Annotated in this window: 13 protein-coding genes; 9 read left to right on the top strand and 4 right to left on the bottom strand. The window is 69.0% G+C overall.

The annotated features are described in order from the left end of the window. The first annotated feature begins 193 nt into the window (after window positions 1–193). From G4D83_RS18325 to G4D83_RS18300, 6 genes are all read left to right on the top strand, one after another. Window positions 194–1,462, top strand: a complete 1,269-nt coding sequence (locus G4D83_RS18325) for a TIGR02270 family protein (RefSeq protein WP_163866062.1) — start codon at window positions 194–196, stop codon at window positions 1,460–1,462. Between the two features lie 21 nt (window positions 1,463–1,483). Then, window positions 1,484–2,506 (top strand): DUF2169 family type VI secretion system accessory protein, encoded by a 1,023-nt coding sequence (locus G4D83_RS18320; RefSeq protein WP_163866061.1) that lies wholly within the window; start codon window positions 1,484–1,486, stop codon window positions 2,504–2,506. Then, on the top strand, window positions 2,503–3,543 hold the full coding sequence (locus G4D83_RS18315) for a 3-oxoacyl-ACP synthase (RefSeq protein ID WP_163866060.1): 1,041 nt from the start codon (window positions 2,503–2,505) through the stop codon (window positions 3,541–3,543). Before G4D83_RS18320 ends, G4D83_RS18315 begins: the two co-directional genes overlap by 4 nt. Window positions 3,544–3,555: 12 nt before the next feature. Further along, window positions 3,556–4,899, top strand: a complete 1,344-nt coding sequence (locus G4D83_RS18310) for a DUF4150 domain-containing protein (protein WP_163866059.1) — start codon at window positions 3,556–3,558, stop codon at window positions 4,897–4,899. A 3-nt stretch (window positions 4,900–4,902) separates the two neighbouring features. Further along, window positions 4,903–5,634: an SMI1/KNR4 family protein gene (locus tag G4D83_RS18305; RefSeq protein WP_163866058.1), complete on the top strand. Its 732-nt coding sequence runs from the start codon at window positions 4,903–4,905 to the stop codon at window positions 5,632–5,634. A 421-nt stretch (window positions 5,635–6,055) separates the two neighbouring features. After that, the gene (locus G4D83_RS18300; protein ID WP_163866057.1) at window positions 6,056–6,247 is read left to right on the top strand and encodes a hypothetical protein; all 192 of its coding nucleotides are present in this window, start codon (window positions 6,056–6,058) and stop codon (window positions 6,245–6,247) included. A 9-nt stretch (window positions 6,248–6,256) separates the two neighbouring features. On the opposite strand, the gene G4D83_RS18295 is transcribed toward G4D83_RS18300, so the two are convergent. Next, complete coding sequence (locus G4D83_RS18295; protein WP_163866056.1) at window positions 6,257–7,003, bottom strand: trimeric intracellular cation channel family protein; 747 nt, start codon at window positions 7,001–7,003, stop codon at window positions 6,257–6,259. A 199-nt stretch (window positions 7,004–7,202) separates the two neighbouring features. On the opposite strand from G4D83_RS18295, the gene G4D83_RS18290 reads away from it, so the two are divergent. The 3 genes from G4D83_RS18290 (at window position 7,203) to G4D83_RS18280 (ending at window position 9,477) form a co-directional block, all read left to right on the top strand. After that, window positions 7,203–7,685, top strand: a complete 483-nt coding sequence (locus G4D83_RS18290; protein WP_163866055.1) for an amidohydrolase family protein — start codon at window positions 7,203–7,205, stop codon at window positions 7,683–7,685. Window positions 7,686–7,870: 185 nt separating this feature from the next. Next, window positions 7,871–8,968, top strand: a complete 1,098-nt coding sequence (locus G4D83_RS18285; RefSeq protein ID WP_163866054.1) for a hypothetical protein — start codon at window positions 7,871–7,873, stop codon at window positions 8,966–8,968. 65 nt (window positions 8,969–9,033) lie between these two features. After that, on the top strand, window positions 9,034–9,477 hold the full coding sequence (locus tag G4D83_RS18280) for a low affinity iron permease family protein (RefSeq protein ID WP_240356398.1): 444 nt from the start codon (window positions 9,034–9,036) through the stop codon (window positions 9,475–9,477). A 2-nt stretch (window positions 9,478–9,479) separates the two neighbouring features. Here G4D83_RS18280 and G4D83_RS18275 read toward each other — a convergent pair whose 3' ends face one another. Genes G4D83_RS18275 through G4D83_RS18265 form a run of 3 tightly spaced genes read right to left on the bottom strand, consistent with a single transcriptional unit; the run spans window position 9,480 to window position 13,960 of the window. Beyond that, the gene (locus tag G4D83_RS18275; protein ID WP_163866053.1) at window positions 9,480–10,373 is read right to left on the bottom strand and encodes a YIP1 family protein; all 894 of its coding nucleotides are present in this window, start codon (window positions 10,371–10,373) and stop codon (window positions 9,480–9,482) included. Between the two features lie 30 nt (window positions 10,374–10,403). Continuing rightward, a complete protein-coding gene (locus tag G4D83_RS18270) occupies window positions 10,404–12,632 on the bottom strand; it encodes a serine hydrolase domain-containing protein (protein ID WP_163866052.1) in 2,229 nt (742 codons plus the stop codon). Next, window positions 12,629–13,960 carry an SGNH/GDSL hydrolase family protein gene (locus G4D83_RS18265; RefSeq protein WP_240356397.1) on the bottom strand — a complete coding sequence of 444 codons (1,332 nt, stop codon included), beginning with the start codon at window positions 13,958–13,960 and terminating at the stop codon, window positions 12,629–12,631. The genes G4D83_RS18270 and G4D83_RS18265 overlap by 4 nt, the downstream gene beginning before the upstream one ends. Window positions 13,961–14,285: the final 325 nt, after the last annotated feature.

Genomic DNA, 14,285 nt, shown 5'->3' with positions numbered 1-14,285 from the left:
TGGCGTTCATGTCCCGGTGGCGATTGGCCAGTGAATTGAAGGCCGGGCCTCCGGGGCTGTGAGCCCTTTTCACACTCAACAACCTGGCGGACCACCCGTGGTTCCTCACGACATGCGTGAGGCGCTCCGGACCCGCAAGCCCCGTGTCAGAGCGCCACGCGAGGATTTGGGTGCTCGGCGGGGGGAGGCTTCAATGCTGTTGGTGGATGTCTGGGAAGAGCACCTCGACGAGGCGTCTTTCCGATGGGAGCAATGGGAGCGAGCGCTCGTGGCTCCGGATGCGACGCTGTCGGAGGTGGCGGAGCGGGAAGAACGTCTGTTGGGGAATCTGGAAGGGCTGGCGGAGCGGGAAGCCCTCGACGCGGTGGTGAGGCCGGCGTTCGACTCGGAGGAAGCAGCACGAGTCTCTGTCGCCACCCACGCGCTGTTGAGCCAGGGCGCCGTGGACGAAGTGTTGTCGCGACTGCGAGGGGCGGAGGTCGAACCCCGTGCCGCCATGCGCCGCGCGCTGGAGGTCAGCGAGGTCGAGGGAGTGAGCACCGCGGTCGAGTCCCTGTTGAAGACAGGCGACCTGGACCTTCAAGCGCATGTATTGGAGGTCCTGGCCTTCCGACAGTCCACGTCGTCCGAGGTGCTGGCGCGGTACTTCCTGCATGACGAGCCGAGGGCGCGAATCGCCGCGCTCAATGGGGCGAGGCCACTGTCCGAGGAGCTCGCGCGGAAGGTGCTGCCGGCGCTGCTCGCCTCCGCGCATCCCGGCATCCGGCTGGCGGCCATGGAGGCGGGGTTGACCGCGGGGCTGCGGATGGCATGGGAGGCGTGCGGCAAGGAGGCACGGGAGGAGGAGGCCTCGAGTCCGGAGGCGAGGGTGTTGCTCGCGCTGGGTGGCGGGGAGGAAGACGCGGACTTCCTGGTGGGACTGGCGAAGGACGACGAGCTTCGTCCCGAGGCCTTGTGGGCGCTGGGGTTCAGCGGACGGCTCGCGGCGATGGAGGTCTGCGCGAGGCTGCTCCATGTGCCTTGCGTGGCCCGGCTCGCGGGGGAGGCGTTCTCGGCCATGACGGGGCTCGTGTTGGAGGGGCCGTACGCCCTGCTCGAAGGAGAGGAGCCCGAGGAGTCCGATGACCCCGAGGCCGACCTCACGGTGCGTCCCGAGGATGACCTGCCGTGGCCGAACGCGTCGGCGGTCCGAGGTTGGTGGACGGAGTCACGGAGCCGTTTCGTGAAGGGACAGCGCTATCTGCTGGGGCGGCCTTTCAGTGGCGCCGTGCTGCTGGAAGCCCTGGAGACGAGTCCGATGCGGCGGCGTCACGTGCTCGCGCGCGAACTGGCCATCCGCACGAAGGGGCAGCACGTCATTCCCACGCGAGCCTTTGCCCCGCGTCAGCGGGAGGCCCTCACGCGGGCCCGAGGAGCGCGGCTGGTGTTGGGAAGCGGCCCGCTCATCTCCACGCTTCGCTGAGAGTGACGAGGACACGCCACCATGCCCGCTCTCGAAAACCTCACGCCGTTCGCGGCCACCGACTTCCTGACCCAGACGAAGGAGGGCGAGGACGGTCTCGTTCTCGTCGTGGCTGGCACCTTCACCTTGCCCGCGCCTGGACGCGCCTCGGTGGCGCCGCTGACGTTGAGCGAGGTTCAGACCTCGCCACCAAGAACGGATACGCACTGGGGAGCACCGGAGACCTCGAGTCTTCGCCATGAAGCACCGTCGTCCTATGCGCGGCGAGCAACGGACGTGTTGTTGGACGGGAGCGCATGGGCACCGCGTGGCCGCAAGGTGACAGGGACCCAGGTGCGAGTGCGTGTGGGGCCCGTGGAGAAGCGGGCACAGGTCTGGGGCACGCGTGTCTGGTATCGAGGATTGGTCGGACTGAGCGCCTCGGACCCGTTGCCGTTCGAGTCACTGCCACTGCGATACGAGTACAGCTTCGGAGGCACGCGGGCGTCGGGATACGAGCCACGCAATCCCGTGGGGCGCGGCTTCTACACGAGTGCGAAGGAGGCGTTGGAGCAGCCGCTGCCGTCCATCGAGACGCCGGAGTCACTGGTGCGAGGATGGGCGGACAGGCCGACGCCGTGTGGCTTTGGACCGGTGGCTCGGCACTGGCAGCCGCGCTTGAGATGGGCGGGGACATATGACGCCGCATGGGTGGAGCGGCGCGCGCCGCTGTGGCCCGTGGACTTCGACGAGCGCTTCTTCCAGGTGGCTCCAGAGGGACTGCAAGCCTCGCCTCACTTGCGAGGAGGTGAGCCCGTGGTGCTGGAGGGAGTGTCTCCAGACGGGCCGCTGGCGTTCCACCTTCCGGAGTACAGGTTGCTGGCGCGCTGCACGTTCGCGGGGAAACGAGAGAAGCGGCGCATGACGTTGGACACGGTGCGGCTGGAGCCTGATGAGCGCCGGGTGGTGCTCACCTGGCGGGCGATGTTTCCGGCGCATCGGCGATTGGCGACGCACGAGGTGAGCACGGTGCGACTGCTGGAGCCGTGGGAGGACGTGACATGAGCGGGGCGCGAGTGGTGGGGGTGGGGTTGTGCACGCCCATCGGGACGACGACACACCTGACACTGGCATCCCTGCGAGCGGGCCTCGTGCGCTTCGCGGAGACGCAAGTCGAGGACGACCTGGGGGAGCCCGTGCGGGCCTCACGGTTGAGCCTCCTGGACATCGCGGCGACGCGAACGGAGCGAATGAGCGCATTGGCGCGTCAGGCGCTGGTGGGCGTGCGGCCCGTGCTGGAATGCTTGCCACCGCGGGGACGTGTGCCTGTGTACCTCGGGCTCCCGGAGCAGGGGTTGGGGGCAGAGGTGGAACTGAAGGCCCTCGAGGCCGCGATTCTGGAAGAGGGCGCGGGGCGCCTGGAGCTGGTGAAGGTGCACGAGGGAGGACGGGCGGCCTTCTTCGAAGCACTGGCCACCGCGACGAGAGACCTCCAGTCCGGTCGAGCGGGAGCCCTGGCCCTGGTGGGGGCGGTGGACTCGTATGGGGATGCGGCTTCGCTGGAGGCGCTGTCGAAGGCACGGCTGCATCTGGGGCGACAGAACCCGGACGGGCGGATTCCTGGCGAGGCGGCGGGCTTCATAGCGCTCACGCGGCCAGGGGCATCGAAGTCATGGGGGTTGGAGGAGACAGGGGTGGTGTTGGGGACAGCGTTGGCGGTCGAACCTCGCCCTTTCGCGCGAATGACGCCAGGTCTCGCGGACGGGCTGACAGAGGCGCTGAGGAGTGTGCGGGGCGACGGGGTGATGGGAGCACGGCGGGTGGATGGAGTGCTGGCCTGTCAGCCGGGAGAGACCTGGTGGGGGACGGAGTTCTCGCGGGCGTATTTGAGAAACGCGGGCCTGATGCCCGAGCCGCTGCGGGTCCACCTCTCGGGTGAGGGGCTGGGAGACGCGGGGGCAGGCGCGGGTCCCGTGATGTTGGGCGTGGCCTTGCATCGAGCCCGGTGGGGGGAGCCGGCGGCGAGAAGGACGCTCATCTACGGGAGCGCGGACGGGGGGCGAGTGGGGGCGTGCGTGGTGGAGATGATTCCGAAGGCGTGAAGAGGAGGAACCATGGGTCGCGTCTATGCGAATGGCCGTTCGATTCTCCACAAGGGTGACGGCAACACGCACACCTCGGCTGCGCCGGATGTTTGTAAGGTACCGACACCGGGAGGACCTGTGCCGACGCCCTTCGTCAACTCCGCGCAGGACTCGATGCTCACGAAGGGGAGCACGAGCGTCACGATTGAGGGCAACCCCGTGGCGCTGACGAGCTCGGAGCTGAGCACGAGCACGGGAGACGAGCCGGGGACGGCGGGAGGCCTCATCTCCTCCAAGTTCAAGGGAAAGATGGCCTGGGGCAGCGGCAGCGTGGACGTGAAGGTCGAGGGGAAGGGAGTGGTCCGCTACCTCGACGTCACCCTGCACAACGGCAACACCTACAACACCACCTTCATCTCCGACGGGCGCACCGCCTGGGCCTACGGCGACGACGCGCAGTGCACGGCCTGCGACAAGTCACTGGACGAGCATCGTGTCCACGAGACGGATGACGTCGTGGTCCATATGGATACGTTCTTCGCGGATTTGATGAAGGAGTTCCATAGGCAGCGTCCATTCATCGCCCAGTACTCCGAGTTGAAGCAGAAACGAAAAGTGCTCAATGAGAAGTCGCTGAACGAATTCCACGACGCAGCGTTACGGCTCACTCCAAAGAAGCAGAGGCTGAATGAACTGCGCGAGGTCGTCAGGTCGCCAGCAGCAGCCGACAAATCCACCATCAAGGATCAACTCATCCCTCTTCAAGAAGAAGTCAAAGCTGCGGAGCAAGCGGCCAAGAAGAAGAGAAAGTTGGACATCGAGAATGAAGACGCCCTGACTCGCGAAATGAACGTCCTCAAGAGCCAGCTCGAGAGCATGCCCCCGCTGTTACGCTGGCATGAGGACGAGAAGAACTACACCAAGGGCTACATGATTGGAGTGCTTCTCTGTAGATGCGCCAAAAAAGCCCTGATCGCCATTTCCGGCAGCGATGTGACACCTGGGTTTCGTCAGGTCATGCAGCAGACCATCCATGCGGCGCATGGAACCTCTTCATTCGAGTTGGTCGAGAGCTTCCAGATGAGCGACCATCAAGAGCAGGTCATCGACGGGCGGGAGCGCAACTGGGAGTGCGCTGCCCCCAAGCTCATTCAAGCAGGAGGCGCGGCCGGCCACAAAGCACGCACCATGTCCGAGCGATGGTTCTCCCCCATGGGAACGTCCACGTCCGCAATCCAGTACAGCCACACCGACGTCAAAGGCACCGCGCCCAAAAGCCGAGAATTCGGACACGGCGAAACGGTTGTCTCCTGCAAGGAGTGCCAGGAACTCCTTCCCGAAATGCTCTGCGACAACACCAAGGAGTGCGCCTGACCCATGGAAGAGCTCCTGAATCTCCTCGAGCGATACCGTCCCGGATACCGCGGCCAGGTCCGTGGGTATCCAGACCTGATTATCGACGAGCTGGAAGAGGTTTTTGGCAGTCCTCTCCCAGCGGCCTATCGCCAGTTCGCAAACGTCATGGGCGCCAATGGAGGACCCCTCTTTCGAGAGCTGTCCTCATACGACCCCATCCTGGGAGTCGCGGAGAACTACCGGCTCGCCCCCAAGAGCGTGATGCCACCCAGGAGGTTCCTCTTCCTCTTTGGGAGTCGCGACCCGTTGGTTTCGGATTGCCATTGGCTCGACCTGGAGGCACCTACGGAGGATGAAGACCACCAGGTGGTGCTCATGCCTTTCGGCGAGCACGCCTGGAAGAAAGACCTGCGGCCTATCTACAACGGCTTCCGCGAGATGCTCTTTCTCAAGGCGATGGCGGAGATCTGCCTGCCAACTTTCTCCCACCATGTCGACTTCAGCGGCGGGCACGAAGGGAAACACGCGTCCGCAGACGAGGTCGCCCGGATCTTCGAGAAAATGGGATTCATCCGACTGCCGTATCCACACCACAGCATGATCTTCGAACAGGAGGATGCCGCCATCCGGCTCTATCGCCGCCCCAAAGACTCCACCTTCCACATTCGCGTGGGCATGCGCGGCGCCGAGCAGCTCAGCCACTTCCAGGCCCTCATCGAGGACAACACAGACCTCGAAAGGTCCAGACGGTGAACGCACAGCCCCCGTCACCTTGACTCGCCGCACCCCGTGGTAATCTTGGGCCAGAATGCACGGGCACTCCTCCCACCTGCTGCGCTGGCTCAGGCTCTTCCTCGCCTGTCTGACGCTCGTTGGGAGTGGTGCCTCGGCGCAGGCCCTGCCCCGCCCGGCTCCGGTCTCCGCCGCACAGTCCGGCGGCTCCGCCTCCACCCCGCGCGCCCCCGAGCTGGTCCGCTACGCCCGGCACTTCCTACGCCCGGCACGGTCCACTCCCGCCGTCTCCGCCGCACCACCCGCCCCGGCCCACAGTCACGCCCGGCGCCATCCTCCAGGCCCCACCCGGCGCCTGTACCTGCTCCACGCGTCGCTCCTTCACTGAGCCCTCCCGGAAACGCCCCACCTTCCGGAAGTCCTCTCAGTCACAGGAGCACCCATGTCCCGGTTCCTCTCCCGGGCGCTCGCCTTCCTGCGTGCGCTCGCGCGCCACATCCGTCGCGCCTTCCGTCTCCTCTTCATCCTCATCCTCGTCGCCCTGCCCATCCCCGTCGCGCCCGTCGTCGCGGCCCTCTTGCGCCCCTTCCGGCGCAACCTCCCCGCCGAGGTCCTCCGCAAGAAACAGCCCTGACCCCAGGCCTCACGGCTTCGTCCAGCTCTCGTCCTCGCCGGGCCCGCCAAAGTCGTCGCCCTTCCGGGGCACCTCGCGCGTGCGCTTGACGGGCAGCCTCCATCCCTTCCGCACGGAGATGAGACGCACCGCCGCACCCACCGCCATCCCCGCCACCAGGGCCAGCCGCCGATGCCCCGTCAGCGAGAACGCCAGACACACCAGGCTCGCCGCCAGTGCGGCGAGCGCGTAGTACCCCGGCTCCGGCCGCATCACCGTGGGCGTGCGCCGGATGAGCACGTCGCGGATGATGCCGCCCCCCGCCGCGGTGATGATGCCGATGAGCACCGCCGTCCCGGGACTCAGCCCCACCTCCAACGTCCGCTGCGTCCCCGCCACCGCGAACGAGCCGAGCGTCAGCGCATCCAACGCCGACAACAGCTTCACCGTCGGCCCATGCCGCAGCTCGAAGATGAACGCCGCGAACGCCCCCGAGAAAGCCGCGACCAGATAGGCCGGCTTCACCAACACCAGCGGCGGCCCCACCTGCAGCAGCGTGTCCCGAAGGATTCCGCCCCCCACGCCGGACACGAGCCCCAGCACCAGGAAGCCCATCAGGTCCATCTTCCGCCGCTCGGCCAGGAGCGCCCCCAGCACCGAGCCGGAGAACACCCCCAACAGGTCCGCGATCAGCGTCCCCAAGGAGATGACCTGCTCCTGCACATTCGGTTCAGTCAGGTCGAAGGACATGGCGCGCGCAAGGCGGCCCGTCAGCACACCGCCACCCTCCACCGTGAGGACGCCACCTCTCGCCAGCAACCCGCGCCCGGAGTCACACGGGGACCGCTCGCTCGGCACTCCCGCCCCAGCGGGCTGGCACTCGGGCGACAGGACAACATCTCCCTGCCCCCATGGACGCTTCCCCCGCGCGGCCGCACCTTAAAGGTCCACCCGCGTGTCCCCCGGAGCGAAGGCCATGAACCCTTCCCGATTCGCCGACCGCATCTTCGAGGGCGGAACCCTGCTCACCATGAACGAGCATCAGCCCACCGCCGAGGCGCTGGCCCTCCAGGACGGCCACATCCTCGCCGTGGGCACCCGTGCTGAAATCCTCGCGCTCCGCGGCCCCGACACGGAAGTCGTCCCCCTCCAGGGCGGCACGGTGATTCCCGCCGTCGTCGACAAGCTGTCGAACAACAACAGCAACGCGGAAGAGGAGGAGCCGGAACCCCAGGGCACCCTCGCCCCGGGCCAGCGCGCCAACTTCGTCGTCCTCTCCGGCAACCCGCTCGTCGTGACACCTCGCGCCCGCGAGGACCTGCGCGTGCTGCACGTCGTCAAGGACGGCCGCAGCCTCTACTTCGCGGACACGCCTCCCGCGCGCGAGAAGCGCGAGAAGAAGGACGAAGACGCTTTCAACGAGGCCCTCTTCCTCGACGAGAGCGGCTGGCTCGTCTGAGCCGCACGCACGCGGCGCACCCCGAGCGAGTGTTCTCGACAGAGCACCTCGGGGTGCCAGGCGGGTTGGATGGCACCCAGCCTCGCGTGGGCTATCTGAAAGTTCCGGCCATGTACTCCTGGGGTGACTTCCTCCCACTCCCGGCGTTCTGCGATGGTGGGTGAGAACCCGCACCGGAGAGCCTCATGCTCCGCCGCCTTGGCCCCGCGTTCTTCCTCGGAACCCTGCTGCTCGGGGGTGCCTGCAAGAAGTCACAGGACCCCGCGCCCGCGACTCCGGCGCCCCCTCCCTCCGCGGAGCCCGCGCCCTCGTTCGCGCTCTCGCTCCTGCAGGACGCCGCTCCTTCCGGCTGTACCTGGATACGCCAGGACCCCACGGGCATACGCAAGGCCCTGGCCACCGTGGATGCCCCCTGCGAGCGCCTGGGCCTGGCCTGGAGCCCGGACGGCAAGCAGGGCGCACTGGTGGACCGGGGCAACGGCACCCTGCCGCCCCGCGCCTGGAAGGTGGACTTCGACGCCCCTCAGGCCCTCACGCCGCTCGCACTCCCAGACGAGGGCCATACGGACTCACTTGGCTTTGACGCACAAGGCCGTGTCGTCGCGCTCGTGTCCCAGTTGGAGGGGCTGACGCGCAAGGAGGAGCGCGGCGAGGAGGTCTTCGTCGTGGACGGCCGCCGGCTGCCGGTGCCGGAGGAGACGGAGGGCAGCCCGGCGGGTCTTGCTCACGCGTACCGCCGCGAGGGCGAGACGTGGAAGCGAATCGAATCCGTGGCGACGGTGTACGAGAGGGAGGACGCACCGGGCACGACGGCGCTGGCCACCGCGAGCCAGTTGGTGTCCTCGACGTTCGGCGCGGACCCGGATGCGCCCGCGGCGACGGAGCTGACCGAGGACAGCGAGGCGGCGCGCCTGGACGCGGTGGTGAAGGACAAGGGCCACACCGAGTACGGCGCCTGGGTCGCGCTGGAGACGCACGGTGGCCCGCTGTACGCATGGCGGGCGGCGCGCGAGCTGCCGGTGCTGATGCCACCGCTGCGCTGGGAGGCGAATGATCGCCTCTCCGAGCCGGAGGCCCTGTCGCTGGAGCCCACGTCGGTGGTGGAGCTGCGCGTGCGGGGAGCCCTGCTGCTCGTGGCGTCGGACCACAGCGCGCGCATCTACGACGCGCGGAGCAAGAAGCGCCTGGCCCAGCTCGACGGCGTGCATGGCGCGCGCTTCTGGCCCAAGCAGCGCACCGTCACCGCCGCCCTCCCGTCCTCGGGGACGTCCGCCGGGCAGTAGCGTCCGGCCGCAGGGCGAGCAGGCGCTCGGGCAGCGTCCAGACAACCGAGCCGACCCTCGCGCTCATGCCCATCCTTCCGGGGATGCATGAGCGCTTCCACAAGTTCGCCCAGGGCGTCTCCGAGCGCGTGGGCTCCGTCCAGGCCCTGCTTGTCGCCGTGTCCGTCGTCCTGCTCTGGGCGGTGTCGGGGCCGCTGTTCCACTTCAGCGACACCTGGCAGCTCGTCATCAACACCTCGACGACCATCATCACGTTCCTGATGGTGTTCGTCATCCAGGCCACGCAGAACCGGGACGCGAAGGCCATCCACCTCAAGCTCGACGAGCTCATCCGCGCGCAGAAGCACGCGCACGATGAATTCACGGACCTGGAGGACGCCACCGAGGAGGAGCTCGCGGAGCTGACCCAGCAGTTCAAGCGCGTGCACGCGCGCGCCCGACAACGCCACCTCGCCCAGGGACACGATGACCGGCACGAGTCCCCGCCGGACGCGGACCCGAAGCACTGAGCCTACGGAGACCTCATCAGGGTCGCCATCATCGCGGCGTAGCCACCCACGCCCAGGCAGCAGGTGACGACGGGCACGAACAGCGCGCCGAACGCCGCCTGCCCCCAGCCCACGCGATACAGCTTCTGGTACGCGGCCACCCGCGCGCCGGCGCTCCAGAAGGGCATCACATACATGCCGCAGAAGGGCACCAGGCCTATCAGGTAGACGCCCTGGGACAGGGCATGTCCGCGCAGCGTCGCGGTGAACGTGCTCGGCGCGCCCGCCATCCGCAGCACCAGATGGTCCAGCGCGGACGCCACCACGGTGATGCCCACGCTGAAGAGGGGCATCAACACCATCCAGAGGAAGAAGAAGAACACGACGGCGCCCCGGAAGAAGCCGGGGCCCGGCTCGTCCAGCCCTCGGGACGCGAGGTTCTCGTAGGGAACCACCAGCAGGACGGCGAAGTAGAGGAGCGTGGTGACGAAGTAGCCGGCGAGCGCCGTGAGCAGCGCGAAGAAGAGCGAGCTGCCCACGCTCCCCTCTGGTGACATCCGGCCGAAGGTCGCTCCCGGACGCAGCATCACATCGACGCACGTCGTCCAGAACGCCTTCGCCCAGCCCAGCTCCGCGCGCTGGTCCCACGCGAGCGGCGAGTACGGCGAGCGCTCATGGCATCGCGCGCAGGCCCGCTCGCCGTGAGGCCCCTCGCGCAGACACTCCGAGCACGCGAACGCGCCGCAGCGCGTGCACGCATGAAAGCTCATCCACTCCGGATGGATGGCACAGACGGCCACCTGCGAGTCGGAAGGCGGAGCGACCAGGAGGGAAGCGCCACACGCCGCGCAGCGCCGAGCGCCGGGTGCGAAGGGGGCCTGACAGAAGGGACACGGGATGCCGGACACGCGAGGCATCCTCGCACAGTCCTCCCGAAGGGCCTCGGCTCACAGCGTCTGACGCGGACGCACGAGCCCGTGGTCATCCGGCACGGGGCCCGAGCCACGGTCCACGCCCGCCCGGTTGGCCGGCGGCTCGGACGAGGACGGCTCCGGACGGGCCTCTCGCGCGCGACGGGCCTGCCGCAGGGCCGCCTTCGCCTCCGCCTTGTGGCCCTGGGCCTTCTCCCGCTTCGCCAGCGCGTCCCACAGCTCGGGCGACTCCGGGTGCAGCGCCACGCCCGCGCGCAGCAGGCCCAACCCCACGCGCGGCGGCGCCTCCGAGTCCATCACCACACGCTTGATGAACGACATCGGCGCCAGGGACACCGCGCCCTGCGGCGTCGCCAGGGCCTCCTGAAGGTGCGCCAGCACCTCTCCGTCCCGCTTCACCGTGAGCAGCGCCTGGGACAGCGCCCACCGCGCGTCCACGCTCCTGGGCTGAAGCTCCACCGCCCGCTCCAGCCAGCGCACGCGATTCACGGCCTGCTTGCGCCAGGCGAAGCCCTCCGCGATGCGCAGCAGCTCATCCGAGTAGTCCGGCCGCACGTCCGGCGACAGCGCCGCCGCCTTCTTCAGCGTGGGCCAGTGCGGCTCCGGGTTCTGCTCCTCGTCCAGCCGCAGGCGCAGCAGCGCCGGAACCTCCGCGCGCTTCCACCCCGCGACGAAGCGCAGCAAATCCGCGCGCAGCGGCTCGCCGAAGCGCTCCGTGTCCGGCACGCCCTGCGCCTCACACGCCGCCAGGTAGTCCGCGAAGAACGACAGCGGCCCCTCCGCCGGGTACGCCAGCAGCCGCTCCGGACCGTGGGCCTTCTCCAACGTGCGCGCCATCTGCGCACCCACGCGGATGAAGACGGAGCCCAGCTTCGGGTCATGCCCGCTGCGGATGCGCTCCAGCGCTCCCTTCCCGTCCTTGCCGATGCGCTTGCGGTCCAACAACTCCGACACGCGAGCAAAGGCGCCCGGGAGGTCCTCGTCCGGCGGCAGCGTGCCCGGTCCGCGCGTGGCCCACAGGTGGTACGCCAGGCCATAGCTGGCGATGCGGCCCAGGCCCTCGTACACCACCGAGTCCACCGGGTCCGTGAAGTGCGCGTCCCTGCGCGTGACGCCACCCTCCAGCACGCCCTCCATCAACCGGATGGACAGGCGCCGCAGCCGCTTCGCCTCGCCCTCGATGTTGGTGGCCAGCGCAATCACCGTGTCCTCGGCGGGGAACATCACCAGCAGCGTCGTCGTCTCCGGTTGCCCTCCCGCGTGCGCCACCAGGTAGTGGCCGCGCAGGGGATAGGTGGCGAAGCCCATGCCGTAGTCCGTGAGGCGCCCGTCGCTCGTGGCCATGGAGGCCTGCATCTTCCCCATGGTGTCGCGCGTCACCAGCCGGTGGGCCAGCACCGCGCGGCCAAAGCCGAGCATGTCCCCCACCGTGGCCCGCGTCCCACCGCCACCGAAGCGGCTGGACACATCCAGGAAGCGCGAGGGCTTCAGCACGCCGTCCTTCACGCGGTAGCCCACCGCCTGGTGCTCGTCGCGCGTCGCGGTGACGTCCAGGTCCGCGTGCTCCATCCCCGAGGGCTGGAAGACATGCTCGCGCAGGTAGTCGCGGTAGGACTTCCCCGACGCGGCCTCCACCGCCGCGCCCAGCAGGTTGTAGCCCCAGGTGCTGTACAGGTAGCGGGTGCGCGGCTCGAAGGCCAACGGCTTCTCGGAGAAGGCGGAGATGGCCTCGAGCGTGCTCACCGGCTTCACGTTGTTGCTGGAGGCCACCCCGTCATACGTGGGCACCCCGCTCAGGTGTCCCAGCAAATCCTTCACCGTGACGGTCCACTGCTTCGCCGGGTAGCCCGGCACCAGCGTGTGGATGTCCGCGTCCAAATCCAACTTCCCCTGCTCCACCAACTGCAACACGGCCACGGCGGTGAAGGACTTGGTGACGGACGCCATGCGGTACGTCGTGCGCGGCGTCGCGGGCAGGCGTTTGGCCATGTCCCGCAAGCCATAGCCACACACCCAGCGCTGGGCCCCGCGCGTGACACCCACCGTCAGCCCCGCGACGGGCCCCTGCGACAGCTCCGCGCGGACGATGGCGTCCAGCGCCCGCGTCACCTCGGGAGCGAACTCGCGAGGACCGTCGACGGCCTCCGCGTTGACGGGCTCGCACACCGGCGTGAGGCGCGGCGCGGACAGCGCGGGAGTCGCGAGCAACCACAGCGCGGCGAAGAGCCACCTCTGCGTCATCATGGCGCGGCCTCCACGGTCGAAGTGGGAGGGCTTCCAGCGGCGGGCGCCAGCGAGGCCACGCGGCGGGAGGCGGGCGGCGTCTCCACCCAGGCGCGCAGCAGCGCGTCCGTCACCAGGTGCCCCAGCACATCCAGCCCCCGGCCACGCGGGTGCACCAGGTCCTCGTGCATGAAGCCGGACTGGTGGAAGCGCGACAGCGCGCCCTTGCCGCCCATGGCTTCGTAGAGGTTGAAGAAGGCGCACCCCTCCGCCTGCGTCACCTCGCGCTCCGCGTCGACGACGGCCTCCAGGAAGGGGCGCTGCGTGAAGGCCTTGCCCTGGTCCTTCGAGTCGCGCACCGCGTCCATGGGCCCCACCACCAGACAGGCGCTGTTCGGCGCGGCCACTCGCGCGCGACGCAAAAGCGCGCCCAGGTCCGTGCGCAGCGTCTCCAAGTCCGTGCGCTTCCACTCCAGGCGCTTGGACTCGTTGCCGCCCAGGAAGAAGACCAGCAGCCGGGGCTCGCGCTCCGAAAGCTGCGAGCGCAGCGCCGCGTCATCCAGCCGCGCATAGAGGCTCGCGTCCGCGGACGGCACCCCGAGCATGTCCAGGACGATGCCGGGCCGAGCCTGCTGCAACACCACGCCCTGCACCACCGCGCCCTTCGCCTCGGCGACGATGTCCACCGACGTCGTGCCCGGAGGCAGCTCGAAGCGCGTGGCCTTCGACTCGCCACTCCCCGCGGGCGCCGTCCGCGCCAGCACCGTGTCTCCACTCAGCACGGTGAGCGCGCCGCCCTTCGGGACGTCCAGCCACCACAGGGTGCCGCGCGGCTCGCCCTCCAGCTTGAAGCGGCTGCGCGCCCGGGCGACGGTGGCCACGTGGTACACGCCCGTGATTCCGAACGGGTGCGGGGGCTTGCGCAGCTCGCCCAGCGTGCGGGGCTCCCACCCGCCCTTGCTGTAGCCGGTGCGTCCGCGCCCGCCGTAGGGCGCCATCCGGTCCACCAGCAGCACGCCCCGGCCCGCGGCGCCGAAGCCCGCACCCAAATCATCTCGGAGGATGTCCACGATTCGGTCCCCCGCGATGAGCGAGTTGCCGAAGGCCTCGATGACGGTGGGCCCCGTCGCCGTGCCCGCGGACAGCGCGTCCAGCGACTCGAAGAAGGGCGCCAGCGCGGTGCGCTCACAGCCCGAGCCCCCGGGCGCCACGCATGGGTCATCCACCTTCGCCCCGAGCGCCCCCAGCTTCACCGCCAGCGCCTGCGTCGCGCGCGTGCGCTCCGTGGGCTCTGGCGCCACCCGCCGTGGGGCGGGCGCGAGCGCTCGCGCCACCGCCGCCGGAGGCACCGGGACAGGCTCCCGAGCAGCGGTGAGCGGGCGGACCTCGGAACCAATTTCACAGGCGGCCAAGAGGCCACAGCAGGCCAGGACGTGGAATACGGCCCGCCGTCCACCCCACCCGACTTCCGAATGCGTCATGCGGCGTGCAGCGTAGACGAACTCTTCCGCCCGCGCATTTTCCCGGCGCGCCAGCCTCCTTGCTCCTCGGGGGAGCGCCGGGCGGAGACACGCTCGCACCTTGCCACCTGGTTTCGCGCAACCCTGCGACACACAGGGCCTCCGAGTTGGCGAACGTGCGAAATCCAGGGTCCAACCGCCAACACCTTCACTT

Source organism: Myxococcus eversor (assembly GCF_010894455.1).
Taxonomy (GTDB): Bacteria; Myxococcota; Myxococcia; order Myxococcales; family Myxococcaceae; genus Myxococcus; species Myxococcus eversor.
The sequence above is the reverse complement of the archived record's forward strand: the minus strand, read 5'-3'. Positions and strand labels throughout refer to the sequence as shown.